Raw genomic sequence first — 25,628 nt, 5'->3', positions numbered from 1 at the left:
CCCTCCCCTACGGCATCCGTTCGACCCCTCCTTAAGGCCCGGCTGCCCGCCGCCCCCAGGCCCCAGGGCGTCTACCCCTCCAGCAGCGGCTGCCCCACGTAGTCGCCCGGCTCCGCCGCCGGGGGCACCGCGAACAGTCCGCTCGCCTCGTGTCGCAGGAACGGCGACAGCGCGTCGCCGCGGTCCAGCTTCCGCTGGACCTGGGTGAAGGCGCGCAGCGGATCGGCCTGCCAGCAGATGAACAGCAGCCCGGCGTCCGGGGCACCGTCCTCCCGGAACCCGTCGTGGTAGGAGAACGGCCTGCGCAGCATCGCCGCGCCCTGGTTGGACTCCGGCGCCGCGATCCGCGCGTGCGCGTTGGCCGGGATGACCGGCAGCCCGTCCGGGCCGTTCGCGTCCAGCCGCATCGGAGTGGTCTCGGAACCGCCGGTCAGCGGCGCCCCGTTGTCCTTGCGGCGCCCGATGACCCGCTCCTGGTCGTGCCGGGAACGCTTCTCCCAGTCGTCCAGCAGCATCCGGATCCGGCGCACGACGGCGTACGAGCCGCCGCGCATCCACGCCTGCTCGGCGTCCCGCCCCACGAAGATCCGCTCGTCGAAGTCCTGGTCCGACGGCTCGGGATTGTTGGTGCCGTCGATCTGGCCCATCAGATTGCGGGTGGTCATCGGGTGTGCGGTGGCGCCCGGGGTGCGGTTGAAGCCGTTCATCTGCCAGCGCAGCCGCGCCCGGCCGGCCGCGTCCTTCTGGAGTGCGCGCAGCGCGTGGAAGGCGACCAGGGCGTCATCGGCGCCGATCTGGATCCACAGATCGCCGTTGCTGCTCTTGGGGTCCAGGGCGTCGGCGGAGAAGTCGGGCAGCGGGTCCAGCTCCAGGGGGCGCCGCTTCGTCAGGCCCGTACGGCCGAAGAAGCTGTGGCCGAAGCCGAAGGTGACCGTCAGCGAGGAGGGGCCCGCGTCGAGGGCGACCCCCGTGTCGGCGTCCGGGGCCCGCCCGGCCATCAGCTCCTCGGCCGTCCGCGACCAGCGGCGCAGCAGCGCGGCCGCGGCCTTGCGGTCGCTGCCCGGTGCCAGGTCGAAGGCGACGAGGTGGCCCTTGGACTGCAACGGGGTGGTGATCCCCGCCTGGTGCTTGGCGCCCGCCGTCCGGAACGGAACCCGGGTGGAGCCGAGGGTGCTCAGGGCCTCGGGGGCGTCGTCCTGCGCCGCCGAGACCCCGGCGGCGCCACCGGCCCCGCCGACGACCAGCCCCGCCGCGCCCGCCGCGCCGACGGTCCCGAGCAGCCGACGGCGGGAGAACTCCTTGGCGGCTGCCCCGTCCGCTTCCGGTGCCGGGGCGGCGGCAGGGGCGGGTATGCGCCCGCCGCCCGCCCCGGCGGACCCTGTGCCGGGGCGCGTGCCGGGGGTCTTCCCGCCGGCGGTGGCCTGCTTCGCTGTGGCCTGCTTCGCTGTGGCTTGCTTCGCCGTGGCCTGCTTGGCGGTGGTGTGCTTCGCGGCGGTCTGCTTACGGGGGGTCTGCTTGCTCATGAGCCGATCTTCACGTTCTTGATCTCGGTCACCTGGTCGATGTCGGAGGTCCGTACGACCAGCGACAGCTGCCACTTTCCGGGGACCGGCAGCTGGACCCCGCTCGCCCGCCATCGGCCCTTGCCGGTGTGCCGGGTGGTGACCGACAGCGGCCCGAGCTTCTTGGCCTTCTCCGTGAAGGAGACCTTCACCTCGGGGACGTCCATGGGCTTGCCCGCGGGGTCGGAGATCCGCAGCTGCAGCGTGTTGGCGCTGCCGCTGCGCCCGGGGGCGAGGTCGATGCGGGCGGTGCCCTTGCCGCGCGGGCCGCCGGTGTCGAAGGGGATGGTCAGCACCTGCGGCCGGCCGGCCTCGGCGGACTGCCCGCCCGAGGTGGCCTTGACCGCCGCTTCGGTACGGGCCGGCTCGGTGGCGGTCAGCGCCGTGGTGACCACGAGCAGGACGACCGCGACCGACGCCTCGGCCAGCACGGACCGGCGCAACCCCAGCCGTTCCGGGTCGGCGTCACGCTTCCGCTTGGTCCGGGCGGTACGCAACGCCGCTTGCTGCCGGGCGAGTTGGGCGGCGCGGGCGGGGTCGGGCGCGGAGGTGCCGTCGGCGGGGGAGGCGGCGTCGGCGGAGGTGGGGGCGCCGTTGGTGGCGGGGGTTTCGTCCGGAGCGGGGGCGGGGCCGCTCTCCGGGGCGGGGCCGCTCTTCGGGGCGGGGCCGCTCTTCGGGGCGGGGCTCGGGGCCGTGCCCGCCGTGGCAGCGGCGGCCGAGGCACCAACGGGCGCCTTCTCCGCTTCCTCCTCCGCTTCCTCCTCCGCCTCCTGCTGGTCTTCCTTCCCGGCTTCCTTTCCGGCTTCCTTCCGGGCTTCCTGCTCCGCGCCCTGCTCCGTCTCCTTCTCCGCTTCCTCCGGCGCCCGGAGTTCCGCAGCCGGTACCTCGGCCAGCCGCCCGGTCCACTGGCGCGACATCCAGGCGATCCCGACGAGCACCACGACCAGCGCCACCTTCACCAGCAGCAGCCGCCCGTACGTGGTGTCGGTCAGCGCTTGCCAGGTGCCCACCTGCCGCCAGGACTGGTAGAGGCCGGTGGCCACCAGCACCACCACGGAGCCGAACGCGAGCCGCGAGAAGCGGCGGACGGCGGACCGCTCGACGGGCGGGCCCCAGTACAGGGACACGACCAGCGCCGCCAGCCCGCCGAGCCAGCCGGCGACCGCCAGCAGATGCAGCACATCGACCGGCATCGCCACGGTGGGCTGCAGCCCGGTCGAGGCGTGTTCGGCCATCGCCCAGGTCGCGGCGAGCCCGGTGGCGACGATCACTCCGCCGAAGCCGAGGCCGAAGGTGAGGTCCTTGCGCCGCCTGGCCTGCTCGGCGGCGTCCACGGCAGGCTCCTCGGCGTCCGAGGCTCCTCGGCCCGACCCATCCGACCCATCCGACCCATCCGACCCATCCGACCCATCCGTCCCATCCGACGCACCACGCTCGTCCGACTCATCCGAAGCACCTGAGCCGCCACGCGCGCCCGCCGCACCCGACCCGCCACGCGCGCCCGCCGCCCCCGGCCCGTCCGCCTCCGCCGGTTCGTGCGCCCGCGCAAACGCCCCGAACAGCACCGCCACGAACAGCGCCGCGGCGGCGAGCAGCAGCAGCCGGGAGATCAGCGCCGCGCCCGGCTTGGTGATCAGGACCTGCTGGAGGCCGCCGAGGTCGAAGACATCGGCGAGATCGCCGGAACCGGTGTAGGGGTTGCGCAGCAGCAGCATCACGACGGTGGTGCCGGCCAGCAGCGCCCAGCCGTAGACGACCAGCCGCTGCACGGACCTCACGAGGGCCGCGGCGGGCCGGCAGGCCACCACGAAGGCGGCGCCGCCGGCCAGCAGCACGAACCCGGCGTAGGCGAGATAGCGGGCGATGCCGTAGAGCGCGCCCACCAGGCCGCCGCCGGCCTCCTGTTGGGGTACCGGGGCGGTGGTCTTGGACGGTGCGCCGACCGAGAAGGTGAAGGCACCGGCCACGGGGTGGCTGTCGGCGGAGACCGCCTGCCAGGCGACGGTGTAGGTACCGTCGCGGAGCCCCGGCGGCAGTGCCGCGGCGTATTTGACGACGCGGTCGCTGCTCAGATTGCGCAGCTTCTTGTCGTCCACCCGCTTGCCCTGCGGATCCAGCACCCGGATCGAGTCGTCGCCCAGCGCGACGCCCTCGGAGAAGGTGAGCGTCACCTGCTCGGGGGCGCGGTCCACCACCGAATCCCGCGCGGGGGTGCTGCCGGTCAGCGCGGCATGCGCCGAGGCCGGTGCGGCACCGCCGAGCGCGCCGAGGAGCGTCCCGGCCAGCGCGAGCGCGACGACCAGCAGGCGCAGCACGGCGGACCGTCGCGGCCGAAGCCCGGTGGTGACCATAGTGATCGCTCCCCTTACTCCCGTTGTGTGTACCGGCCTGTGCGGTGCTTCCGGCCGCTGCTGGTTTTTCTCCGGACCTCTGGGTGCTTCTCGGCTCTCCGTTAGTGCTTCGGCTGGTAGTCGGCGGCCTTGACCGGGATCTGCACCCTGACCGGGTCGGCGGCGGCGAAGTGCAGCGTGACGGTGAAGACGTCGCCCTTGGCCGGCTTGCTCTTCAGCCCCATGAACATCAGGTGGTTACCGCCGTGGCTGAGCCGGAGCGTGCCGTTGGCCGGGACGGGCAGGGACTCGACCTGCTCCATCTTGTTGCCCACCGTCTTGTGGATCGTGATGGTCTTGGCCAGGTTGCTGGTGACCTCGGTGAGCTTCTCGGCGGTGTCGCCGTTGTTCTTGACGGTGAGGTACGCGCCGGCCATCTGCTGGGTGACCGGCTGCGGCATGTACGGGTCGGCGACCTCGATCCTCGGGACGCTGTCCCCACCGCAGCCCGCCAGTGTGAGACCGGCCGTGAGGGTGAGGGCGACGGCGAGGGTGGTGTGGCGGTTCACGGGTTCTGCCCCTTGAGGATCTTCGGAAGTGCCTTGGTGTAGTCGTCGGAGGTCGCCTTCTGCATGGCCATCCAGTGGACCTTGTCGTCCTTGGGGGAGGTCAGCAGCACCTGCGCGCCATGGGTGGAGACGACATCGCCGTTCTTCTTCTTGACCGGCTTCTCGATCCCGATGTTCACGCTGCGCGCACCGGCCTGGATGGTGTCGAACTTTCCGGTCAGGCCGGTGAAGTCCTTGTTGATACCGCCGAGCCACTTCTTGAGGGCGGCGGAGGTGTCGCGCTCCGGGTCGGAGGTGACGAAGACGACCCGCAGATCCTTCTGTTCGGCCTTGGGCAGCTGCTTCACCGCGACCGCGATGTTGGCCATCGTCAGCGGGCAGACGTCCGGGCAGTTGGTGTAGCCGAAGTAGATCAGGGTCGGATGGCCCTTGGTCTTCTCCAGCAGGTCGTACTTGGCGCCGTGGGTGTCGGTCAGGACCAGGTCCGGCTTCGCCATCGGGCTGTCGAGCGTGATGATCGACTTGGCGGAGGTGCCGCCGGACACGACGGCGGCGGGCTTGCTGTCGTCCCCGCCGCAGGCGGTCAGGCTGAGGGCCGCGGCCGCCGTGAGGGCGGACGCGAGCAGGGTCGTTCTACGCATTGCAGATAAATCCCGTGAGTTGAATCCCGTGTGTCAGGAAAGGGGCGTCGGGCCGGCGCGGGTCGGGCGCCGGCCCGTCCGTGATCAGGCGCTGCGGCGCCGGCCGGCGAAGACACCGAAGCCGACTCCGATGATGCCGACGACGATGCCGATGGCGCCCAGGACGCGCGCCGTGGTGTCGCTGGTGGAGGCGTCCTCGGCGGCCGCGGCGTTCTTGAGGTGGTCCTTGCCGCCGTTCTTGTCGGCCGCGGCGGCGGCGCCGTGGCCGTCCTCCTCGGCCGCGGTGAGCTTGAGGACCGGCGCCGGGTTCTCCGGCTCCGGGCCGCCGTCCTTCGTCGGCTCGATCCAGCGCACGACCTCCTTGTCGTCGTACGTCTGGAGAGCCTTGAAGACGACCTGGTCGGCGTCCTCGGGCAGCATGCCGACGGAGACCGGGAACTGCTGGAACCGGCCGGGCTCGACGCCCTTGTCCTCCGCGGTCCAGGTGATCTTCGAGGGGGCCTCGTTGATCTTCTCGCCGTGCATCTCGATCGGCTTGGCCAGCTTGGACTTCTTGACGTCCACCTTCCAGCCGGGCACCGGCTGCGGCATGACGGACGCCAGCGGGTGGTCGGTCGGCAGCGTGACCTCCAGCTTCACCGTGGACGCATCGTCCCGCTCATTGGGCACCTTGAAGTTGACGGTCGCGTAGCCGCCCTTCGGGGCGGCGCCCGCCGGCTGCACGCTGACGTGCGCAAAGGCCGGGGCGGCGAGCAGCACCACACTGCCGACCGCGGCGGCGCCCACGAGCGGCAGCCGTCGTGCGAGCCGCCGCGTCCGCGAGAGGTCCGGCTGCTGCTGCGGCATCTGCGTCGTCTTCGAGATCTTCGACATCGGAAAAACACTCCACAGGAAGGAGAAAGGTGCTGGTGACGGTGTAGGTGGCGCGCGTGCGACGACGGCGCGCGAGCCCGTACCCCTCCCCCATGCCCAAAGGGCATGGGAGGGGCCCCCACGTGGGAGCGTGCTTCGCGCGATGTCAGGCCGCGAGGGCCAGGGTGGGTGGCCCTCGCCTCACGACACTGTGGTGGAGTGCGGGGTCCTTCGGGCCGGGTTTGTCATCCCCGTACGAAACCGGGGCGCGCCGCGGCTCGTCGTGCGCCGCGCCGAGGCCCCTGAGCAGGGCCCGGACCAGCACGAGCGCCCCGCGCACCGCACCGACCAGCGTCTGTACCGCCGGAGCCGACAGCCGGACCAGCCGCCACAGCGCGATCTCGCCCCGCCGCAGCAGCCAGCCGACGGCGAGCGCCGCCAGCAGATGCCCCAGCAGCATGGGCAGCGACGGCAGCAGAGTGTGCGCCGTCACGGTGTCGGCGGCGGCCGTGCCACCGGCCGTACCGTGCGCCGCCGGTGCGGCCACCCCGGCGGCGGAGGCCGCGTCGAAGCCACCCGAGCCGAGCACCCGGCGCGCCTGCGCCCCGTCCATCCGGCCGCTGCCGAGCCCGCACATCAGATGCCGGGCCATGCTGATCGCGGCCTGGTCCGAGAGCCCGCCGGCGCCGGAGCCGCCCCGCGGCGCGGCGGGCACCGGCTGCTGCCCCCAGGTGAACACCGCATGCAGGACGAGCTGTCCCACGGCGAGCCCGACGGCGATGCCCGGCAGTGAGCGTTCCCGCCCGGCCAGCGGCGCCGCGACCGCGAACACCGCGGCGGCGGCGACGCCCAGCGTCCACAGCGGGACGGTGGCGCACGAGGCGAGGATGTGCCCGGCCGCGGACAGCGCGACGCAGGCCGCGGTGAAAACCGCGGCCCTCAACAGCCGGAGATCGGCGGCTGCGCGCGCTGTGGAGGCGGGCGGTGGAGTCATGGCCGCGCCATCATCCCACTGGTCTCAAGGCCCCCCGACGGCAGGTCGGTGTCAAGGGGCGCCCAGCGGGGCGTCCGAGGACGCAGGCGGGCGCGCGACGGCGCATGGGCAGCGCGGCACCTACACCGATGCGCTCACTCTTCGCATCCGCCGAATGAGCGGTATCACGTCCCGGACATGCTTACGGACCTTGCGGCGCGGCAATAGGTATCGATATGTCGAGCCGCGGCCAGGAGGCTGGAGCGATGAGCATCTGGTGGTCACTCCATTTGCGGCGCGAGGCTGCGAGCGTGCCGCTCGCCCGTCGCCTGCTGCTGGGCACGATGGAGACAGCGGGCGTGGACCCGGACATCTGTTACGACCTGTCGGTGGCCCTCTCCGAAGCCTGCGCGAACGCCGTCGAGCACGGGGGCGACGCCACCGAGGACTACCGCGTCACCGCCTTCATCGACGGCGACACCTGCCGCATCGAAGTCACCGACTCGGGCCCCGGCTTCCACCACTGCCCCGCACCCCCCGCCCCACCCCATACGGCGACGGACCGCGCCCTCCCGCCGGCCCCCGTGCCCACCCCCGCGCAGGCCCCCGAGTTTGCCGAGGACGGCCGGGGGCTCTTTCTGATCGAGGCCCTCACCGACCACGTCCGCTACCGCAACCGCACCGGCCGCCCCGGCGCCGTGGTCAGCTTCGACAAGATCCTCAAGTGGCGCGAGGGGGCGGCGCTTCCCATGGCGTCGTGAGGCGGGGCAGGCGTCACGCCTCCGGGCCGCCGCGACCGTCCGGCCGCCGCGACTCCTGCTTGTCCACGGGAACCCGGCGAGCCATGCCCGAGACGCCGGGAGATGAGGTGTCAAACCGGGCGAACGTCGGCAGTGGGATAATTGGCCGGAAATAGCCTGGCGGAGGGACTGGGCCGCGCGGTCTCGCGGTGGGAGGACCTCCCCCGCGGCGTCCCCTGTCCCTGCGAGACCAGCGCGCACCAGGGTTAACGCGAAGTTGCTCGCGTTAACTTGTCTCGGACAATACTTGGCGTGAACCCGCACTGCAATACGGAGCCGTCGTGACGACAGCGCACCATGCCCCGGGCGAGACCCGGCCCGGCGGACGTACGGCCCGCACCCGACAGGCCGTACTGACCGCTGTCTTCGAGGAGTTGGACGAGGGCGGCTTCGCCGGGCTGACCATGGAGAGGGTCGCGCAGCGCTCCGGAATTCACCTCGCGACGCTCTATCGCCGCTGGCGCTGCATCGAGGGTCTGGTGTGCGAGCTGCTGACCGAACTGAGCTCCGATGTGCCGCTGCCGGACTCCGGCACCCTGCCCGGGGACCTGCGTGAACTGGCCCGCTCGATAGCCGCCTTCTTCGCCGAGGCGCGGATGAGCTGTCTGATCGAGGCGGTGGTCTCCGCCGCGGCGCGTGACGCGCAGGCGGCGGCCGTGCTGCGGTCCTTCTTCGGCGAACGGCTGACGCTGGCCGGCCGGATGGTGCAGCGAGCCGTCGACCGCGGCGAACTGCCCGCGGACACCGACCCGGAGGAAGTGATGTCGGCGCTCGGCGCGCCCTTCTACTACCGGATTCTGATCGCCCGAAGACCCGTGGACCGGCACCTCGCCGAGTCCGCCGCCACCGCCGTCTGGGCGGCGGCCTGCGCGGGCGCCTACAAGAGGAAGGGCGGCCGCCCCGCCAACGACACAGCTCCCGGCGGCGGTTGACGCCCCCGGGAGCCGTACGCGGTGTCCTGCGCTACTACGTGCCGAGCAGCCCGGCCATCCAGGCCTCGACCTCGTCCGACCGGCGCGGCAGCCCGGCCGACAGATTCCGGTTGCCGTCGTCCGTCACGAGGATGTCGTCCTCGATGCGGACGCCGATGCCCCGGTACTCCTCCGGCACCGTCAGATCGTCCGCCTGGAAGTACAGTCCGGGCTCGACGGTCAGCACCATGCCGGGCTCCAGCGTGCCGTTGACATAGTGCTCGGTGCGGGCCGCGGCACAGTCGTGGACGTCCAGGCCGAGCATGTGGCCGGTGCCGTGCAGGGTCCAGCGGCGCTGCAGCCCCAGGTCCAGCACCCGCTCGACCGGACCCTCGACCAGACCCCACTCGACCAGCTTCTCGGCGAGCACCCGCTGCGCCGCGTCGTGGAAGTCGCGGTAGGCCGCGCCTGGCTTGACCGCCGCGATGCCCGCCTCCTGGGCCTCGTACACCGCGTCGTAGATCTTGCGCTGGAGGTCGTTGTAGCGGCCGTTGATGGGCAGGGTGCGGGTGATGTCCGCGGTGTAGAGGGTGTGGGTCTCCACACCGGCGTCCAGCAGCAGCAGATCGCCGGAGCGGACCTCGCCGTTGTTGCGGACCCAGTGCAGGGTGGTGGCGTGCGGGCCGGCGGCGCAGATCGAGCCGTAGCCGATGTCGTTGCCCTCGACGCGGGCGCGCAGGAAGAACGTGCCCTCGATATAGCGCTCGCTGGTCGCCTCGGCCTTGTCCAGGACCTTCACGACGTCCTCGAAGCCGCGCACCGTCGAGTCGACGGCCTTCTGCAGCTCGCCGATCTCGAACTCGTCCTTGACCGCGCGTGCTTCGGAGAGGAAGACCCGCAGCTCTTCATCGCGCTCGGCGGTGACCTTGTCGGTCAACGCGGCCTCGATACCGGCGTCATGGCCGCGCACCATGCGGACCGGGCCGGTGGCCTCCTTCAGCGTGTCGGCCAGCTCACGGACGTCCTTGCAGGGGACGCCGAGCAGCGCCTCGGACTCGCTGAGGCTGTGGCGCCGGCCGACCCACAGCTCGCCCATGCCGTTGAGCCAGAACTCGCCGTTCTCACGGTTGGAGCGCGGCAGCCGGTGGATCGTCGCCTCGTGCGAGTCGCCCTTCGGCTCCAGGATCAGGACGCTGTCGTCGGTCTGGTCGCCGGTGAGGTAGACGTACTCCGTCGAGGCACGGAACTGGTACTCGGTGTCGTTGGAGCGGGTCTTCAGATTGCCCGCCGGGATCACCAGGCGCTCGCCGGGGAAGCGCGCGGACAGCGCGGCCCGGCGCCGGGCGGCGTGCGGGGCCTGCTCGACCGGCTGCAGATCGCGCAGCTCGGTGTCGGCCCAGCCGCTCTTCATGTTCTCCGCGAGCTCGTCCGAGACGCCCGGGTAAAGGCCGTTCTTGCGCTGCTTGATCGGCTGCTCGTCCTCGTCCGGGGTCTCCGGAGTGAGCTCGTCGGTCACAATGCCTCCTTTAAAGACTGAACCGCATTCCATCGTATGTGCGGATCGAAAGCGGTCCAGGGGCCGGAAGGCGTGACCTCTCCGGCAGACCGGCCATAGGAGGCATGGCGCCCGGCGGGTCCGGGGCGGCAGGTCCGCCGCCCGGCCCTCCGCCGTATGGGGCGTGCTCAGGGCCGGCCCTGCGACCAGGGCCGGGGGCCGCCGGACCGGCCCTGAGCCGCCGGACCGGGGGCTACTCCTCGAAGTACGCCGCGAGCAGCACGACGTCCTCCTCCGACGACGGATCGTCCAGGCCCTGCGGCAGCATCGTGCGCACGATGTGGTCGACGACCGCCTCCGGATCATGGCGGGCGGCCTGGGGGACGCCCGCGGCGGCCGCGTGCAGCCGGGCGAAGGCGCGGTCCATGGGCTCGCCGGTGCGGTGCAGCAGCCCGTCGCTGTAGAGCAGCAGGGTCTCGCCGCCGGCCGGTTCGATCTCCACGCTCGGCGCCTCCCAGCAGGCCAGCATGCCCAGCGGCGCGGACAGCGAGGTCTCCACGTACTCGGTCCGCAGATCGCCGAGGATCAGCGGCGGGCAGTGGCCGGCCCCGGCCAGGACGATCTTGCGGGCGAACGGGTCGGTGATACCTCCCGGCATCGGGGGTGCGGGCGGCCCGCCCGGCGCGCCGGGCGGCGGCTCGGTGAAGGCGAACAGCGCGGTGGCGCTGCGGGCCGGCTCGGTCAGCCGGAGCAGCAGTTCGAGGTCGGAGAGGACCGCGACCGGATCCTCGCCCTCCATGACGGCGTAGGCGCGCAGGGACGCCCGCAGCCGCCCCATGGCCGCCACCGCGCTCGGCCCGGAGCCGGTCACCGAACCGATGGCCAGGCCCAGTGCGCCGTCGGGCAGCGGCAGCGCGTCGTACCAGTCGCCGCCCCCGCGCGGTCCGCTGTGGTGCCGCACCGCGAGGCGGACTCCGGGGATCCGCGGCAGCCGGTGCGGCAGCAGCTCCTCGCGGAGGGTCCGGACGGCCTGCCGGCTGCGGTGGAGTTCGAGGAGGCGGGCGAGGTGTTCGGCGGCGTGCGCACGGTAGAGGCCGATGAGATGGCGCTGCCGTTCGGTGGGCTCGGCCGGTTCGTCGTAGAGCCAGACCGCGGCGCCGGTCCTGCCGATGGGGTCGGCGGCGAGCGGGACCGCGTAGCTGGCGGCGTACCCGAGCCGGGCCGCGACCTCACGCAGGCGCGGGTCGAGGTCCTTCTCACCGGGGATGTCGGGTTCGGAGATCTCGGTGCACGGTCCGGCCGCCGCCGCGCCGCGCGGACCGGGGGGACGGCCCGTGTCACACGTCCCGGGCCGGGTGTCGTGGACCGGTCCGGTCCGGGGGCCGTCGCCGCCGGCGCCCGGCTCCGGGAGGCCGTCCAGTATCCGCGCGTACGACAGGGCGCGGCGCGGGATGGTCTCGATGGTGCCGATCTCGGCGTGGCCGAGCCCGAGCCCGACGGTGGTCTCCGGGCCGAAGCCGTCGGCCGGGGCGAGGACGACCAGACCGCGCCGCGCGCCCACCAGGGAGGCGCCCGCGCGCAGCAGCTCGTGGAGGGCGTCCTCCAGCGTACGGGTGCGCGCGAGCCGTTCGGTCAGGTCGTGCAGGGTGCTGAGGTCGGAGATCCAGCCGGCCAGCCGGTCCTGGACGGCGGCGAGTTGGTCGACGACGGAGATGTCGGGGGCGGCGCCGGGGGCGGTGCCTGACGCGGCGTCGGGTCCGGTGTCCCGAGGGGCGCCCTCAGGAGTGCCGGACGGGGTGTCGGAGGGGGGATCCGCGGGGGTTTTCCCCAGGTGCGGGTCGACAGTGTGAGTGGGGGCGGGAAGGGCTGGTTCGATTCCAGCCACTTTCGGCACGTGAGGGGCGGTCATGGCCGGCGACTCTCGTGGTGCCAGGTAATGACCCAGGTCAGGCCGCTTTTTGGTAGGGAGTGCGGCATTTTGTTGAGTGATGTTGCGCGGTACGGTTGGCCGCTCAATTTCCTCAATAGCATCGCAAACCCCCATGTCATGCTGCTCCGCTATCAATGCCTCCAGATGTACACGCACCAGCGATGTGATGTCCAGCACTCTCCCCATGGGGTTTGTGGTGTCAGCGAGGTCTGTAGATTGGCCTGAAAAAATCCCCCCAAGCGTCAATTTGAGGTCGACTGACGGCGATCAACAGCGCGTCATCACCACAGTGGCGGGTACGTACTCGGAAAGGTGCGGGGTCAGTTGGGGCCGCACCGGAACTCTCCGGCGGACACCGGCGTCTAATACGGCGACGACCGCGACGCACTCCCAAGAGGCGGGGACTGCACCACGGAGGCGCAATCGCCAGGCGCGCGCCACCCCCCGCCATGTTCCACGCTCGGCGTACGGCGTGATGCGCTGCCTTGTACACGCGGTGACCAGTGATCCACGTGGCGTGATCGAGATGCGATCGACCCCGGGAAGCCCGGCCGGGCCGCAGGAAACGCCACACCACGGCATGAAGCGGCACGGCACGAACGACGGTGAACCGGCAAGAAGTGCCATGTAGTGCGATGGACCAAGCCCTCGGCGTTTACGGAAAGGAACGAGCGCTCATGCGCGAGATCCTCGGAAGGCGACGCAAGCTCCTGTTCCGGCGCGGCGGAAGGTCGGCGCTGCTCGGTGCGGCGCTCCACTGCGCCACCGAGTGGCAGTGGCCCGTACTTCCCGGTGTGGGGATCAGGCCCGCCGGCCGCCAGCCGGCCGGTGCCCGGCTCGGCCTCGGCGAGCGGACCGGCCGCCGGTGCAGCTGCCCCGACCCCGACTGTGTGGTGCCCGGCGCGCACCCCTTCGACCCCGGCCTGCTGGCGGCCACGACCGATGCCCGGATGGTGCGTTGGTGGTGGGCGAACCGCCCCGATGCCCCGATCGTGCTGGCCACCGGAGGCCGCGCGCCCTGCGCGGTGAGCCTGCCCGCCGTCGCCGGCGCCCGCGCCCTGGCGGCCCTGGACCACTTCGGGGTGCGCCTCGGCCCCGTGGTGGCCACGCCCACCCGCTGGTCGCTGCTCGTATCGCCGTACGACCTCGCGGAGTTGGGCGAGCTGCTGCACTCCCAGGACTGGGTGCCCAGCTCGCTGCGGTTCCACGGCGAGGGCGGCTATGTGGTGCTCCCGCCCTCCCAGATCGGCGCGGGCCGGGTCCGCTGGGAGCGGCCGCCGGCCTCCCCCAAGCTCTCAGCTTCGTTCGAGCAGGGGGGACCCCCACCCTCGGCCGCGCCCTGGCTGCCGAAGGTGAGCACGATCGTGGACGCACTGGTCACGGCGAGCACCAGCACTCCCGACGGCGGCAGCCGGCTCGCGTACTGACGTCCGCGCGGGCGCCCGTCCGGTCTGTGCGGCGGGCGGTCGGAAACAACGCGCGGGCGGATCACCCGTTCGGGTGTGACCGGCCCGGACAACTACGGGAAACCCGCGTCCGGGTGCCTGGGCGCACCCCCGCCGCCCGATAGGTTCGGCCCACCGTCAAGCCGTCGTCAGCGGCATCTCGATCCAGGTGGGGGCCCATGCAGCGTGCGCAGAAACTCCGCATGACCGGGCTCGCCGGCGTGGCGGTGCTCGCCGGCGTCGTGCCGCTGGGCGCCGCAATGGCCGGTCCGGCCGACCTCACGGCTTCGGGGGCGGCCGCCACGTCCGAAAACAGCTCTGCGGCCGAAAGGGGCATCAGGCCCAATAGCGGCGCCAAGCCGGGCAAGAGTCCCGTCACTGCCGGCGCCCGGAGCTCCACCGGTTCCCCCGCCGGCCCCGGCCTGCCGCCCCCCTCCGGCCGTACCTCCCGCTGCGGCCCCCAACTCGCCGCTCCCGGGCGGATCGAGGCCCAGACCTGCGTGCTCGCCGAGGACGGTCTGACCTGGGGGCGGACCTACTACCGCAATCTCACCGGCGACCCGCTGCGCGCCGCACTGACGCTGCTGCGACCGGACGGCACGACCGTCCAGGTGCACTGCGAGGTAGCGGGGGCCGGTGTGCCGGGCATGTGCGAGACGCCGACCGGGGCGACCGTGCGCGGGGGCGGGCCGTACGGCGCGGTGGCGGAGTTCTCCGACGTGGCGGGGGAGCGGCTGCTGCTGCGCTCCGGCAGCAACTAGTCCGCGGGAGGCGGTGGTTCGCCCCGCTGACGGCACGGAGCCCCCGGCGGCAGGGGTCGGCCGAGCGGAGCACCCGGCTCCGGACATGGAAGCGCCCGGTCGCTGGCGACGGGGGATGCACCAGCGACCGGGCTTCTAGAACCGTAACAAGAGATCGGCAGTTCGCAAATTCGATCGTGGAATTCCGGACGCCTATTTACCGGCAGGTACGGGGAGTTGTGACAGGTGTCACGCCTGAGGTCCCCGGAGGCATCCATTCCGCACGGTCGGGGGCGGTCCGGTCAGCTCAGGGTCACCTGGCGGTTGGTGAGCCCGCCGCGCGCCCGGCGCTCCTCGGGGGACAGCGGGGCGTCCGACGCGAGCGCCTCGGCCAGCCGCTCGGCGAACGCCGCGGCCGGCTTGGCGACGTCCTCGGCGCTCATCGACGAGGGCAGGTCCCACACCGGAACGACCAGACCGTGAGCGCGGAACGAGCCCACCAGACGGGTGCCCTCACCGAGCGAGGAGTCGCCCGCGGCGTGCAGCCGGGCGAGTGCGTCCAGCAGCTGCTCCTCGGGGTGCCCGGTGACCCAGCGCAGATGGTTCTTCTCCGGGGCCTCGCACCAGTACGCGCCCTCCAGCCCGGGAATCCGGGAGGTGGGAATGGCCGCCGCGTTGGCCCGCTCCAGAGAGGCGGCGACCTCGCCGGTGGCGTTCTCGGCGTTCTCCACCCAGAACTCGAAGCCGGTGTGGACGGTCGGCTCAAAAGCCGCGTCCGGGTCGAGCAGATCCTGCAGCCGCGGACCGTCGGGGGCCGGGCGCGCGGCGGCGACCGGGGTGCCGGGCTCGGCGGCCAGCGCGCGCTGCAGGGTGTCGGCGAGGTCGCGGCTGAGGTCGCCGGAGGCGGTGTCGTTCTGCAGGCCGAGCAGCACCGCGCCGTTGTCGCGGCGCAGTGCGGGCCAGGCCATCGGCAGCACGGTCGCCAGCGTCACGGACGGGACGCCCTCGGGCAGCCCGCCCTTCAGCGTCAACTCGGCGGTGGCGGCGGGCACCAGCTCGCGCAGCGCCACCCAGTCGCACTCACCGGGCAGGCCCTCGAAGGGGCGCTGCACCAGCTCGGTGGCGGCGTGCGCCGCCTGTCGCCCGTGACAGGCCTTGTACCGGCGGCCGGAGCCGCACGGGCAGGGCTCACGGGCGCCGACGACCGGCACCTCGCCGTCCTTGATCTGTGATGCTGCGGCCTGGGGCTGGGGACGGCGCTTCTTGGCCATGGCGACGGTGTCTCCTGGTCGATCCTGGGCGTACGGACGCGTTTCGGCGCGAGCCTAGAGGATTGCGTACGGCGCCGCGCTCGGCCGCGTGTCCGGCCGTGTCCCGCCGTGCCGCTACGTCAGATCGTCGAATTCCGGGAAGCCCGGGGTCAGCGGCCGCACCGTGCTCACCCCGGCGCCCCTGGCGAGCGAGGGCGGCAGATCGGGCGTCAGATCCACGCGCGTAGCGAACGCGCCCTGGAGCGAGAGGGCCGCCCAGACCGTGACTTCGCCGACGACGGAGTCGTGTACGCCCCAGTCCTTGGCGAGTGAGCGGATGATGGCCAGCCCGCGGCCGCCGCGCGCCGTGACCGACGGTGTGGCCGGAAGGGGCCGGGTCGGGCCGCCGCCGTCCGTGACCGCGACGGTCAGTCTTCCCTGTGAGTCGATACGCCAGGACGCCCGGATGGATGCCGACGGGGCGTCCGTTGCCTCAGCCGTTACGGAGCCCGGTGATCCGTTTTCGTATATCGGACGCGCATGGCGACACGAATTGCTCAGCAGCTCCGAAAGAATGAGGACCGCGTCATCGACGACTGCGTCCTGAACTCCACTTGCCAACAGCTCTTCACGCATGCGCCGCCTGGCCATGCCCACACCCACGGGACCATGGGGTACGGCCATGATCGACGACGTCGGCACCTCTTGTGCCACCACCAACGCCACCCCCGAGACCTCCTTTGCCCCACGCCACGGGATGAATGCCCCAATGGACTGGACCGGAAACCGGCCAAGCAGCACATGGTGACGCATTGGACACAATCGAATACGGGCCGAATGCGCCGGTGCACACCCTGTGATGAGCTTTAGCCAAGGCCGAGTTGGATTCGTACCTGCTTGGGGCGGTTCGTAATCACCGCGTCCACGCCCAATTCCTGACAGAGCTCGACATCGGCGGTGTCATTGACGGTCCATACGTGGACGCGGTGGCCCGCGCGATGCGCCTTGGCGACGTAGTCGGGGTGCGAGCGGAGGATGCGTATCCCGGGGCCCGCGATGCCGACGCCGGGCGGGAGCCGGCCGTCACGGTGCCGCGGGGTGAGGAACTGCATCAGGTAGACGCCGGGGACCTCGGGTGCCGCGGCCCGTACGCGGTGCAGGGAGCGCGCCGAGAAGCTCATGACCCGTACCGAAGGGGTCCAGTCGGTGCGCATGGCCGGATTCGTGTGCCCGAATCGGGCCAGCAGCTCCACCAGCCGCTCCTCCACCTGTCCGGCCCAGCGCGTCGGGTGTTTGGTCTCGATGGCCAGCTCGACCCGGCGGTCCGCGTCGGCGACCAGCTCCAGCAGCCGCTCCAGTGTCAGTACGGAGGTCCGCTCGGGGTCCTCGTGCTGCCGGTCCGGCGCCTCGTTCGCGTACCCGTCGTCCTTCCAGGAGCCGAAGTCGAGCATGGCGAGATCGGCGAGCTCCAGGGCGGAAACCGAACCGCGCCCGTTGGACGTGCGGTTCACCCGGCGGTCGTGCACGCACACCAGATGCCCGTCCGCGGTCAGCCGGACATCGCACTCCAGGGCGTCCGCCCCGTCCTCGATCGCCTTGCGGTAGGCCGCGAGGGTGTGTTCCGGGGCGTCCTCGGAGGCGCCGCGATGGGCGATGACGGAAATGGCGGGACGGCCCGGACGGGCGTCCTGGGCAGGGCGTGCATAGGTCACCGCGTTATCGTGCCATCCACCGCTGAGGGGGCGCCGGGCGCATACCCAAGGCGCGGAACAGGGGATGCGCCGGTTTTGTCCGGCATAAAGGATGAGGGGACAGTCACAGCCTCGGCTTACGGTGCTCTGACGCGCGGTGGGCAAGGGTGGTAGGGAGACTCGCCCGTATCGCCCGGCCCGGACCGCCGGACCGGACCTGCGGACGGGGCTCGCGCACGGCCGGGGCGTGCGGGACGGGACCTGCGGATCACGGCCGGCCGCCCCCCGGACCGGCGGACCGGGACTCGCCCGTATCGCCGGGATCCTTAATCCTGGAGTACCGGGGCTCCCCGTCCACCGGCACGAGGAGCCATACGTTCCGGAGGGCCCCAGGCCCGCCGGACCGGAACAACCGCACCACCCGGCGGACCGCGAGGCCCGCCGGCCCAGAGAACCGCACCACCCGGACGCACCCCCAGGGTCCGGCCGAACTGCAAGCCCCGGAAGAAACGGCCCGCCCCGGATCTCGGGCATGGATGAGATCCGAGGCAGCAGGGAAGCAGCCTGCCGAGGCCGTGGGCGCCGACAGTCATGAAGCTGAGGAGAGAGCTGTGAGCACCGAGAACGAGGGAGTCGCCGTCCCGTCGGAGGCCAAGCCGCCGACCGGGCCGCAGCCGGACAGCGCCCCCGCGTCCGCCTCCGGCGCCCAGGCTCCCGATGCCCCGTACGCGCCGCCCCCGCCGGGCTTCGCCCCGACCGTCGGCTCGGCCCCGGGCGCCGGACACCCTCCGCAGCCCGGCTTCGGCCACCCCGGCGACGACCCCACCACCGAGCAGACCGCCCAGATCCCGCCGTACCCGGGCGCCGGTCATGGCGCCCCCGGAGCGGGCGGCGGCTGGGGCCAGCAGCCTCCGTACGGCGGTGACCCCTGGGGTGTGACCGGCAGCCCGGCGCCCAAGCGGCGCAACGGCGGCCTGATCGCGGCCGTCCTGGTGGCGGCGCTGGTCGCCGGCGGTGTCGGCGGCGGCATCGGCTTCTGGGCCGCGGGCCAGAACGACAGCGCCTCGACGACTGTCTCCGCGCCCGGCGACCCCGGTGCGCTGAACCGCAAGCCCACCTCCGTCTCCGGGATAGCGCAGAAGGCGCTGCCGAGCGTCGTGACGATCGAGGCGCAGGGTGCCACCGGCGAGGGCGGTACCGGCACCGGCTTCATCTACGACAAGCAGGGCCATATCCTCACCAACAACCACGTCGTCGCCAGCGCGGCCGGTGGCGGCAAGCTCACCGCGACGTTCTCCAACGGCAAGAAGTACGACGCCGAGGTCGTCGGCAACGCCAAGGGCTACGACGTCGCCGTGCTCAAGCTGAAGAACGCCTCCGGCGCCCCGCTCAACCCGCTCCCGCTCGGCAAGTCCGGCAGTGTGCAGGTCGGCGACGCCACGATCGCCATCGGTGCCCCCTTCGGCCTGTCCGGCACGGTCACCACCGGCATCATCAGCGCCAAGGACCGCCCGGTGGCCTCCAGCGACGGCGGCGGCACCAGCGCCTCGTACATGAGCGCCCTGCAGACCGACGCTTCGATAAACCCCGGTAACTCCGGCGGCCCGCTGATGGACGCCGCCGGCAATGTCATCGGCATCAACTCCGCGATCCAGTCGGCCGGCAACGGCGGCGGCCTGGGCGGCGAGTCCCAGCAGTCCGGCAGCATCGGCCTGGGCTTCGCGATCCCCATCGACCAGGCCAAGCGGGTCGCCCAGGACCTGATCAGGACCGGCAAGCCGGTCTACCCCCAGATCGGCGTCCAGGTCGGCATGCGGGACACCGGCGACGGCGCGACCATCGCCAAGACCGGCAACAACGGCTCCGAAGCCGTCACCCCGAACGGCCCCGCCGACAAGGCCGGTCTCCGGCCCGGCGACACCATCACCAAGCTCGACGACACGGTGATCGACAGCGGCCCCACCCTCATCAGCGAAATCTGGCAGCACAAGCCCGGCGACGAGGTCACCCTCACCTACAAGCGCGGCGGCAAGGAGCACACGACCCAAGTCACCCTGGGCCAGCGCACGGGCGACAAGTGACGCGCTAGTCTGATCCCGCGACACCCACGCGCCCCGCGCACCGGTGCCGCGGGGAGGCTTGCCCGAGCGGCCTAAGGGAACAGTCTTGAAAACTGTCGTGGCGGCAACGTCACCGTGGGTTCAAATCCCACAGCCTCCGCCCAGGTCAGCGAATTAGCTGGTCAGAAGGGGTGCTCCGCTTCGGCGGGGCACTCCTTCTGCGTTCGTCCTGTCTCATCCCGGGTCGCCTGTATCCCGGCGCTGACCAGGGCGTACGGGCCAGCGGCGGGCCAGGATTCCGAGGGTGGCAGGCGCCCTCACCCGTCCAGCTCTTGCTCGATCAAGGCGTTCGCTCGTGTCTGCGTTCCGTGCAGCACCTTGGCGTAGAAGCGGTAGAGCACAGCCACGCTGTGGCCGGCTCGCCGGGCAACCTCCACCGGGTCCACGCCCGCCTTGATCCACAGCGAGACGATCGCGTGCCTGAGGGAGTACGGAACGGCCGCGAGCGGAGAGGCCAGCTCCGCCGGCGTGAGCGCCTTCTCACGCGCTCGTTGCCAGACGGCAGTGTACTCCGTGGATCGGATACGGCCGCCCTGTGCCGCGCGGAAGAGACGGCCGTCCTCAGCCGTTCCGAACTGCTTCAGGTGCTGCCTGAGCGCTCTCACCAGCTCGGGTGGGATGGGGATGGAGCGTGTGGTGTTGCGGGCCCGCCGTTTCAACCCACGCGCCTCGTAGGACTTTCCGTCGTTCGTCCACCCGGAGCCGACCTCTGGCCGGCTGTTGGCCAGGACCAGCTCGCCCCACCCGTCCGCCGGGAGCGTGCAGGCCTTCTCGTCCAGTGCAGCGACTTCGGACGGTCGCATGCCGGCGTAGTACACGCACCCGAAGAAGCCGGAGAGGTGTTCCCCGCGGTCGCCTTGGCCGCGAACTGCCTCAAGCAGTGCACGGGCGAGCCGGGCGTCAGGTACGAAGCGGAAGTCGACTTCATCGTCGTTCGGAGGGGCGGCCCAGTCGACTCTCTGCAAAGGATTGGCAGGGAGCTTGCCCCTCTCAACCGCGAAGCGCAGAGCGTTATTCAGGACCGTGCGCTTGCGTCGAATCGTGGTCTGAGCTGCAGTGTCGCCGTCGAGCTTGATCGAGAGCGCATCGAGAGCCTTCCGGAGCTGGTCGGGCTTCGCGGCTGCGTCCAACCTCAGCGAGTTCCTTGCCAACCACACGAGCGCTGCTTGGACATCGCCAGGGGGCGTTTCGCCCTGAGCCCTGGGTGTCAGCTGGCCGTCGGGTGTGCGAATGGCGCGGTAAGCCCACTGGTGCAGTGCCATCCGCAGCACGGCCGGGGCAGGGGCACCGCGTGAGGTAGAGACGAAGACGGGGGTGACCGTAGCGAGAGACTCGGCGATGTTCGCTCGCTGCTTCGCCGCAGCCTGCGGCCACTTCATGAGTGCGTACGCGACGCTGTGGTCGTACCAGGTCGGGCTGTTGAGGGCCTCCAGTTCGTTGGCCGGCAGACCGCTCTCCTCATCGAATTGCTGCCGGTCTCGGAGGGCAGACAGCAACTCAGACCTGCGGCCGTCGGCCTGTGCCTTGGTCTTGTAGCTCTTCGAGTGCGGCCGAGTGCCGACGCGCCACCGCAGCTCGAACGGCTTGGGACGGTTCTTGCGCGAGCGGATGGACCAGATTTCGACTTCGTAGGTGAGCACGGCTCTCCACAGGGGCGCGAAGAAGGGGCCCGCCGAGTGGCGGGCCCCTTCAGGGTGGTCACGGGATCAGGCGGCGGATTGCTCGCACTCCGCCCACCAGGCGTCGAGGTCCGTCCTCCGGACGCGCAGCTGGCCGTTGGGGAGCTTGATGAGCCTGGGGGCCTTGCCGCGGGCGCGCATCCGGTAGAAGGCGGCGCGGCTCATGCCGATCTCGTCGAGGACTTCGGGGAGCTTGAGCATCTGGGTGCGGGGCACAGTTGCATCTCCTTCGCGGCGGGTTGCGCCTGGCTGCGTGTACACGCAGCGTGAGTGTGATGTGGTCCGGACGCCGTCACGGCGCGGAAAGTGTCAGCAGTGTCAGCAAAAATCGCTGACCTGTGAGAACGGTGTTGGCAGCCCTGTCAGCGGGTGTCAGCAGTGTCAGCAAAACCAGCTTTCTGCTGACACTGCTGACGGCTGCTGACGCGTGTCAGCGGGGTAAAGGAGCAGGTCAGCGATTTTTGCTGACACTGCTGACGTTCTGCGGGCTATGAAGCGTCCAGCGACGCCTTCACGGCGGGGTGGACACGAAACGTGACGCTGGCGCTGCGGCCTTTCCCGCCCTGGGCGGGAGGCGCGTCGGGGCGGAGGTAGCCGTGTTCCTCCAGGAGGCGCAGGGCGGGGTCGATGGCGTCGGTACGTCCGCGGAAGCGGCGGTGGGCGGCTACGACGTCTCGGCGTTTGACGGTGGTTCGGTGGGTGCCGTTCTGCTTGGGGCGCTGGAGCCAGGTGAGGATGTGGCGGGCGTCCTCGGTGGCGGGGTCGGCGGCGATGAGGTCGAAGACGGCCAGTGCGTGGGCGGTGTAGTAGGCGGCGATGACCGCGGCACGTTCGACGCAGTCGGCGCTGACGGGGTCGCCCCAGCCAGTGGTGATGCGGTCGGCGAGGTGCAGCAGGCAGGCGATGCGGACGGTGGCGCCGACGAGCTTTCCGGCCCAGTCGGTGACGTGGGACAGCGGCTGGTCGGGGCGCAGCTTCTCCTCGACTTCCTCCTGGAGGCGTTCGACGACCGCGTCGGCCTGTGCGGACAGCGGCACGGTGACGGGATCGGGCAGGTCGGTGAAGGTGCGCACCATCGCTTCGAGCCGGGTGTCGTAGGTGCTGCTGACGGCCTCGGGGATGGGGTGGGTGCGGATCTTGCGGTAGCCGAGGTTGGAGGGTGGCAGGGCGAACAGGAAGCGGGCCAGGAGCCCGCGGTCGCGGGCGCCGGGGGTGGCGGCCAGGTCCTGGAGGACGGCGGGTTGAGGGGTGACGCCGATGGTCAGGGCAGGGCGGTCGATGGTCGGCTGGTCACGGGTGATGCGGTCGGTCTGGAGGCGTTCGCCTTTGTGCGCCTGGAGGAAGACGCCCAGGTTGGGGCGGGCGCTGTAGCGGCCGGCGATGATGTCGAAGAGATCGCCTTCGGGGGAGAGGGCGGCCAGACACCGGTGAGTGGCCAGCAGGTGGGTGAGCGGTTCGGGGGTGATGTCTCCGGAGACCGTCAGCCGCGGGGCGGGCGGTACGTGGATCTCGTCGGCGAGCATCCGAGCCGCGGAGGCTTCGGCGACGAGCTGCTGGCGGTCGATGGAGTCGCTCTTGCGGGCCTTAGACAGCAGGGCGTCGACCTCGGCTTCGGCTGCTTCCTTGGCGGTCTGAGCCTCGATGATGGCCGGCTTGGCCTGTTGGGCGAGTTCGTCTTCGATCCGGTAGATCGGGGCGGTCATGGCGGAGAAGACGTCCGACTTGCGGGAGGCCGGCGGCATCGCGCACACGAGGTAGAGGTTGGACTGCTCGGTCCAGCCGGGGCGGATCTGGACGTGGACCCGGCCGCCAGCGGCGGTGGACAGGGCGGCCAACCCCATGGTGGCGGCCATGTCCGGCGGCGTCTGGGTGAACTCCGCCAGCGCTACGACCTGTTCGCGCAGCCAGCCGGGCAGGGCATCGACGGGGAAGCGGGGCAGCGGACCGTTCTCCCCCAGGGGGGTCGGCTCGCTCCATGTCCGCTGCTCGGCTGCCTCCAGGGCGGCGAGGGCCTCGGCGCGGGTGGCGTCGGCGGTGAGTTCGCCGGCGCGGGCGCGCTGGCTCAGGCGGAGACCGGTGGCGTCCAGGCGCCGGTTGTCCGCCGCGTCCCGGGCGATGACGGCGTAGTACTCACCGTTGCTGGCGGTGGGCACCTGCTGGACCAGGGAGTGGAGGTAGGAGGCACCGCCGACCCGGTTCAGGTCACCGGTCGTGCCGAGATAGGCGGTCACGGTGATCGGGTCCACGGGTTCGTCACGCTCGTGCATGGCGGTGATGGCGCGATGGATCGTTTCGTGCGCGGGGCGGTAATAGTCACCCGGGTCGAGGACAGCCGTGATCTCTGGGATCACGTCGGGCGAGAGCAGCATCGCTCCGAGCGCTGCTTGTTCGGCCTCAATGGCGTGATCGTGCGGCCCCTCCCTCAGCGGGTGGACGCTGGCGAACCCACCACCGGAGTGGTGCGGTTCGGGGGTCGGTTGAGTCATGCTGGATGTCTCCTGTTCTGTGGAATGAGCGGAGAGACCAGGGCGGGCCGCTTCTCGCCAAAGACCGCGGCCCGCCCTAGCCATGGCTAGGCGCAGGTGCAGTTGGTGTACTGGCTGGAGCCGTCGGCGCCGCAGCCGCAGCAGTGCGCGTAGGGGTAGGGCTCGCTGCCGTCGGTGGGGTCGCACAGGTCGCAGTCGATGAACTCGTCGTCAAGGGGCATCAGGGCCACCTCGGGTTCTTTCCGGACTTGTTGTTCCGGTCGCGCAGTTCGCGCTCCATCCGCTCGCGCTGTTCCTGGTCCATCACCGGGCTCCCTTCGGGGTGCCGGGGACGGGGCGGGTGGAGGGGGCGCGGGTCCACCCGCCGGTGCTCGCGCTGTACTCGCGTACGTCCTGCGGGCGGGCCTTGTCGGGGTCGCGCGTCGGGAGGTTCTTCGGGAGTGCCACGATGGGGCTCCTGTCTCTGCGAGATGGGAGCGGGCCCGGTCGGACTCTTGGCGGATGACGACCGGGTCCGCGTTGCGTCGTGGGGCCGGTGACGGCCCCCCGCCCGCCCCCACGGGGGAGGGCGGACAGGCAACCGTCAGCGGCCGTGGACCCAGTTCCAGATCGCCATGACGGTGCCGACGATGCCGATGCCGGCGGCCATCCGGAGCGTGGGCCGGAAGCTGGTCGGCTCGTGGGCAGCGTGGTGTTCTTCGCGGTCGTGGTCGGCCTCGGCGAGGGTTTCGCGGTCCGGCCAGGAGATGCCGCAGCGGTCGCAGCGGTAGCGGTAGCTGACTATCGGGGGCCCCTTTCAGCGGGCGGTAGGGCGGTAGGTAGTCGGGTGGTAGGCGGGGTGGTAGAGCGCGGGCTGACCTGCGGTTTCTACCCATCTACCGAGGCCCCTTGGGAGGGGGCCGGAGCCGGGTGAGGGGAGGGGGCGGCGGCCGGAGCGGGGCCCGCGGACGGGGTGCTGGCGGGGGCCGAACCGGGCGCCTCGGCGGGGTGTTGAGAGGGCGCCGGGGTGGGCCCCTCCCCGGCCACGGCGGGGGCCTCTCCGGCACCGGCCGGGAGGTCCCGCAGACGGACCCCCTGCCGCACCCGCTGACGGCCGCCGAACCGAAGCGTGAACCCCTTCTCCTCGACCGGGATTCCCCACTCGGCGAGAGAGGCCTTGAGCTCGTCCTTGTCCCAGTCGCCGAGCTCGCCCGTGGCGAGAAGGTCTTCGAGGTGGGCGCCCTGGTGCTGCGTACCGGCCAGACGCCGGACGAGACCGGCGACGGTCTCCATGTCCGGCTCGACGAAGTCCTCGTCCTCCTCGCCCGCCTGGTCGTGCTCGTCCTCCTGGGGCTCCTCGGCGGCCCCCTTCGTGAGGTTCACCGCCGGGTGGGCGGAGCTTCCCGGCGGGGGAGGGGAGGGGGCGAGCATCAGCGCCGCACCGATCCAGCCGACCACCACGGCGGGCATGACGATCTGCGGCATGGAGTCGGCGACGTACACGCTCGCGTAGGCGCCGAGGGCGGTGTAGCCGAGGCGGGCCCGGGTCTCCTTGGGGCCTTCGGCGGTGACCCAGGCCCAGCCGCGGCCGACGAGGACGGCGGAGCCGGAGCACAGCGCGCGGACCATCTGGCGGTTGGGGAGGTAGGCCCGGAGGCCGGGGGAGTCGTGGCCGGCCTCTGCCCGCTCCCCCGCCTCCATCGTCGTCTCGGCGCTCATCAGGCCACCCCGAGAGCCTGGTTGAGGAAGGCGGCCAGCGTGGTGTTGAGCACGCCCCAGATGCCGCCCGCGGCCGCGAAGATGGTCGCCGCGGCGATACCGAAAAGCGCGGCGGTCCGGGGCTTGAGCTTCTTGCCGTAGATGATCGCGACGAGGCAGACCGCGATGGCGCCCATCCCGACGTTGCCGCCGACTCCCCCCTGGATCGCGGCCGTCAAGCCCTTGGTGACGTTGGCGGGCGTGCTCCAGATGCTGGCCGCCGTCGCGTACAGCGTCCCGGCGACCAGGCCGACGATCGCCGCCTGCATCTGGTCGAGCTTGATCTTGTGCTGCCCCTTGACCCCCATCACGAGGATCACGGTTGCGGCCAGGGCAGCGCCGCTGGCACCGAGGGTGCCGAGGATCTGTCCGCCCTGGATACCGGCGTGCGCTGCTGCGAGCGTGAACATGTGAACT

At 71.6% G+C, this 25,628-nt stretch carries 23 protein-coding genes and 1 tRNA gene; 6 read left to right on the top strand and 18 right to left on the bottom strand.

The annotated features are described in order from the left end of the window. Nucleotides 1-71: 71 nt before the first annotated feature. The 6 genes from efeB to SLV14N_RS19600 all read right to left on the bottom strand — a co-directional run bounded on the left by efeB (nucleotide 72) and on the right by SLV14N_RS19600 (nucleotide 6,948). A complete protein-coding gene (gene efeB, locus SLV14N_RS19625) occupies nucleotides 72-1,523 on the bottom strand; it encodes an iron uptake transporter deferrochelatase/peroxidase subunit (protein WP_263270410.1) in 1,452 nt (483 codons plus the stop codon). Beyond that, complete coding sequence (locus tag SLV14N_RS19620; protein ID WP_263270409.1) at nucleotides 1,520-3,913, bottom strand: FixH family protein; 2,394 nt, start codon at nucleotides 3,911-3,913, stop codon at nucleotides 1,520-1,522. The genes efeB and SLV14N_RS19620 overlap by 4 nt, the downstream gene beginning before the upstream one ends. Nucleotides 3,914-4,014: 101 nt before the next feature. Continuing rightward, entirely contained in the window at nucleotides 4,015-4,461 is a 447-nt protein-coding gene (locus SLV14N_RS19615; RefSeq protein WP_208682267.1) for a copper chaperone PCu(A)C, read from the bottom strand. Continuing rightward, nucleotides 4,458-5,102 carry an SCO family protein gene (locus tag SLV14N_RS19610; protein WP_093641539.1) on the bottom strand — a complete coding sequence of 215 codons (645 nt, stop codon included), beginning with the start codon at nucleotides 5,100-5,102 and terminating at the stop codon, nucleotides 4,458-4,460. The genes SLV14N_RS19615 and SLV14N_RS19610 overlap by 4 nt, the downstream gene beginning before the upstream one ends. Before the next feature lie 84 nt (nucleotides 5,103-5,186). Next, nucleotides 5,187-5,975 carry a YcnI family protein gene (locus SLV14N_RS19605; RefSeq protein ID WP_263270405.1) on the bottom strand — a complete coding sequence of 263 codons (789 nt, stop codon included), beginning with the start codon at nucleotides 5,973-5,975 and terminating at the stop codon, nucleotides 5,187-5,189. Between the two features lie 145 nt (nucleotides 5,976-6,120). Beyond that, complete coding sequence (locus SLV14N_RS19600; protein ID WP_263270403.1) at nucleotides 6,121-6,948, bottom strand: hypothetical protein; 828 nt, start codon at nucleotides 6,946-6,948, stop codon at nucleotides 6,121-6,123. Between the two features lie 245 nt (nucleotides 6,949-7,193). Here SLV14N_RS19600 and SLV14N_RS19595 point away from each other — a divergent pair, with 245 nt between their 5' ends. Both SLV14N_RS19595 and SLV14N_RS19590 read left to right on the top strand, forming a co-directional pair. Next, nucleotides 7,194-7,688 carry an ATP-binding protein gene (locus tag SLV14N_RS19595; protein ID WP_018092200.1) on the top strand — a complete coding sequence of 165 codons (495 nt, stop codon included), beginning with the start codon at nucleotides 7,194-7,196 and terminating at the stop codon, nucleotides 7,686-7,688. Nucleotides 7,689-8,008: 320 nt separating this feature from the next. Then, nucleotides 8,009-8,659, top strand: a complete 651-nt coding sequence (locus SLV14N_RS19590) for a TetR/AcrR family transcriptional regulator (protein WP_208682263.1) — start codon at nucleotides 8,009-8,011, stop codon at nucleotides 8,657-8,659. Nucleotides 8,660-8,693: 34 nt separating this feature from the next. Here SLV14N_RS19590 and SLV14N_RS19585 read toward each other — a convergent pair whose 3' ends face one another. Then, the gene (locus tag SLV14N_RS19585) at nucleotides 8,694-10,154 is read right to left on the bottom strand and encodes an aminopeptidase P family protein (RefSeq protein WP_263270401.1); all 1,461 of its coding nucleotides are present in this window, start codon (nucleotides 10,152-10,154) and stop codon (nucleotides 8,694-8,696) included. A gap of 232 nt (nucleotides 10,155-10,386) precedes the next feature. After that, on the bottom strand, nucleotides 10,387-12,042 hold the full coding sequence (locus tag SLV14N_RS19580) for a PP2C family protein-serine/threonine phosphatase (RefSeq protein ID WP_317633714.1): 1,656 nt from the start codon (nucleotides 12,040-12,042) through the stop codon (nucleotides 10,387-10,389). A gap of 698 nt (nucleotides 12,043-12,740) precedes the next feature. Between SLV14N_RS19580 and SLV14N_RS19575 the strand changes: the two genes are divergently transcribed. Then, nucleotides 12,741-13,490, top strand: coding sequence for a bifunctional DNA primase/polymerase (locus tag SLV14N_RS19575; protein ID WP_208682257.1), 750 nt, complete (start codon nucleotides 12,741-12,743; stop codon nucleotides 13,488-13,490). Between the two features lie 197 nt (nucleotides 13,491-13,687). After that, nucleotides 13,688-14,269 (top strand): hypothetical protein, encoded by a 582-nt coding sequence (locus tag SLV14N_RS19570; protein ID WP_263270399.1) that lies wholly within the window; start codon nucleotides 13,688-13,690, stop codon nucleotides 14,267-14,269. 281 nt (nucleotides 14,270-14,550) lie between these two features. Here the strand turns inward: SLV14N_RS19570 and SLV14N_RS19565 are convergent, their stop codons facing one another. The 3 genes from SLV14N_RS19565 to SLV14N_RS19555 all read right to left on the bottom strand — a co-directional run bounded on the left by SLV14N_RS19565 (nucleotide 14,551) and on the right by SLV14N_RS19555 (nucleotide 17,210). After that, the gene (locus tag SLV14N_RS19565) at nucleotides 14,551-15,519 is read right to left on the bottom strand and encodes an SEC-C domain-containing protein (protein ID WP_263270398.1); all 969 of its coding nucleotides are present in this window, start codon (nucleotides 15,517-15,519) and stop codon (nucleotides 14,551-14,553) included. 114 nt (nucleotides 15,520-15,633) lie between these two features. After that, nucleotides 15,634-16,311 (bottom strand): ATP-binding protein, encoded by a 678-nt coding sequence (locus SLV14N_RS19560; protein ID WP_263270396.1) that lies wholly within the window; start codon nucleotides 16,309-16,311, stop codon nucleotides 15,634-15,636. 53 nt (nucleotides 16,312-16,364) lie between these two features. Continuing rightward, nucleotides 16,365-17,210 (bottom strand): glycerophosphodiester phosphodiesterase, encoded by an 846-nt coding sequence (locus tag SLV14N_RS19555; RefSeq protein ID WP_208682249.1) that lies wholly within the window; start codon nucleotides 17,208-17,210, stop codon nucleotides 16,365-16,367. A gap of 590 nt (nucleotides 17,211-17,800) precedes the next feature. On the opposite strand from SLV14N_RS19555, the gene SLV14N_RS19550 reads away from it, so the two are divergent. Together SLV14N_RS19550 and SLV14N_RS19545 are read left to right on the top strand one after the other, a co-directional pair. Further along, nucleotides 17,801-19,270: a S1C family serine protease gene (locus SLV14N_RS19550; protein ID WP_208682247.1), complete on the top strand. Its 1,470-nt coding sequence runs from the start codon at nucleotides 17,801-17,803 to the stop codon at nucleotides 19,268-19,270. 52 nt (nucleotides 19,271-19,322) lie between these two features. Further along, nucleotides 19,323-19,409, top strand: a tRNA-Ser gene (locus SLV14N_RS19545). Between the two features lie 157 nt (nucleotides 19,410-19,566). Here the strand turns inward: SLV14N_RS19545 and SLV14N_RS19540 are convergent. From SLV14N_RS19540 to SLV14N_RS19510, 7 genes are all read right to left on the bottom strand, one after another. Beyond that, nucleotides 19,567-20,949, bottom strand: coding sequence for a tyrosine-type recombinase/integrase (locus tag SLV14N_RS19540; RefSeq protein WP_263270392.1), 1,383 nt, complete (start codon nucleotides 20,947-20,949; stop codon nucleotides 19,567-19,569). 66 nt (nucleotides 20,950-21,015) lie between these two features. Then, a complete protein-coding gene (locus SLV14N_RS19535; RefSeq protein WP_263270390.1) occupies nucleotides 21,016-21,204 on the bottom strand; it encodes an AlpA family transcriptional regulator in 189 nt (62 codons plus the stop codon). A gap of 272 nt (nucleotides 21,205-21,476) precedes the next feature. Further along, entirely contained in the window at nucleotides 21,477-23,474 is a 1,998-nt protein-coding gene (locus SLV14N_RS19530; RefSeq protein ID WP_263270388.1) for a DUF3987 domain-containing protein, read from the bottom strand. 86 nt (nucleotides 23,475-23,560) lie between these two features. Next, complete coding sequence (locus SLV14N_RS19525; RefSeq protein WP_263270386.1) at nucleotides 23,561-23,695, bottom strand: hypothetical protein; 135 nt, start codon at nucleotides 23,693-23,695, stop codon at nucleotides 23,561-23,563. Between the two features lie 82 nt (nucleotides 23,696-23,777). Beyond that, entirely contained in the window at nucleotides 23,778-23,921 is a 144-nt protein-coding gene (locus tag SLV14N_RS19520) for a hypothetical protein (RefSeq protein ID WP_263270384.1), read from the bottom strand. A 420-nt stretch (nucleotides 23,922-24,341) separates the two neighbouring features. Beyond that, nucleotides 24,342-25,172, bottom strand: coding sequence for a hypothetical protein (locus tag SLV14N_RS19515; RefSeq protein ID WP_263270382.1), 831 nt, complete (start codon nucleotides 25,170-25,172; stop codon nucleotides 24,342-24,344). Continuing rightward, nucleotides 25,172-25,621 carry a hypothetical protein gene (locus tag SLV14N_RS19510; protein ID WP_263270380.1) on the bottom strand — a complete coding sequence of 150 codons (450 nt, stop codon included), beginning with the start codon at nucleotides 25,619-25,621 and terminating at the stop codon, nucleotides 25,172-25,174. Before SLV14N_RS19510 ends, SLV14N_RS19515 begins: the two co-directional genes overlap by 1 nt. Nucleotides 25,622-25,628 lie beyond the last annotated feature (7 nt).

Source organism: Streptomyces sp. Je 1-4 4N24 (assembly GCF_026239515.1).
In the GTDB taxonomy this organism is placed as follows: domain Bacteria; phylum Actinomycetota; class Actinomycetes; order Streptomycetales; family Streptomycetaceae; genus Streptomyces; species Streptomyces nigrescens.
This window is presented reverse-complemented; position numbering and strand designations above follow the sequence as displayed.

What these genes read in the sequence shown, in the direction of transcription:
- efeB (WP_263270410.1), bottom strand. Translation starts at nt 1,523, where the DNA reads ATGAGCAAGCAGACCCCCCGTAAGCAGACCGCCGCGAAGCACACCACC.
- SLV14N_RS19620 (WP_263270409.1), bottom strand. Translation starts at nt 3,913, where the DNA reads ATGGTCACCACCGGGCTTCGGCCGCGACGGTCCGCCGTGCTGCGCCTG.
- SLV14N_RS19610 (WP_093641539.1), bottom strand. Translation starts at nt 5,102, where the DNA reads ATGCGTAGAACGACCCTGCTCGCGTCCGCCCTCACGGCGGCCGCGGCC.
- SLV14N_RS19605 (WP_263270405.1), bottom strand. Translation starts at nt 5,975, where the DNA reads ATGTCGAAGATCTCGAAGACGACGCAGATGCCGCAGCAGCAGCCGGAC.
- SLV14N_RS19600 (WP_263270403.1), bottom strand. Translation starts at nt 6,948, where the DNA reads ATGACTCCACCGCCCGCCTCCACAGCGCGCGCAGCCGCCGATCTCCGG.
- SLV14N_RS19595 (WP_018092200.1), top strand. Translation starts at nt 7,194, where the DNA reads ATGAGCATCTGGTGGTCACTCCATTTGCGGCGCGAGGCTGCGAGCGTG.
- SLV14N_RS19580 (WP_317633714.1), bottom strand. Translation starts at nt 12,042, where the DNA reads ATGACCGCCCCTCACGTGCCGAAAGTGGCTGGAATCGAACCAGCCCTT.
- SLV14N_RS19575 (WP_208682257.1), top strand. Translation starts at nt 12,741, where the DNA reads ATGCGCGAGATCCTCGGAAGGCGACGCAAGCTCCTGTTCCGGCGCGGC.
- SLV14N_RS19570 (WP_263270399.1), top strand. Translation starts at nt 13,688, where the DNA reads ATGCAGCGTGCGCAGAAACTCCGCATGACCGGGCTCGCCGGCGTGGCG.
- SLV14N_RS19565 (WP_263270398.1), bottom strand. Translation starts at nt 15,519, where the DNA reads ATGGCCAAGAAGCGCCGTCCCCAGCCCCAGGCCGCAGCATCACAGATC.
- SLV14N_RS19560 (WP_263270396.1), bottom strand. Translation starts at nt 16,311, where the DNA reads ATGCGTCACCATGTGCTGCTTGGCCGGTTTCCGGTCCAGTCCATTGGG.
- SLV14N_RS19530 (WP_263270388.1), bottom strand. Translation starts at nt 23,474, where the DNA reads ATGACTCAACCGACCCCCGAACCGCACCACTCCGGTGGTGGGTTCGCC.
- SLV14N_RS19525 (WP_263270386.1), bottom strand. Translation starts at nt 23,695, where the DNA reads ATGCCCCTTGACGACGAGTTCATCGACTGCGACCTGTGCGACCCCACC.
- SLV14N_RS19515 (WP_263270382.1), bottom strand. Translation starts at nt 25,172, where the DNA reads ATGAGCGCCGAGACGACGATGGAGGCGGGGGAGCGGGCAGAGGCCGGC.
- SLV14N_RS19510 (WP_263270380.1), bottom strand. Translation starts at nt 25,621, where the DNA reads ATGTTCACGCTCGCAGCAGCGCACGCCGGTATCCAGGGCGGACAGATC.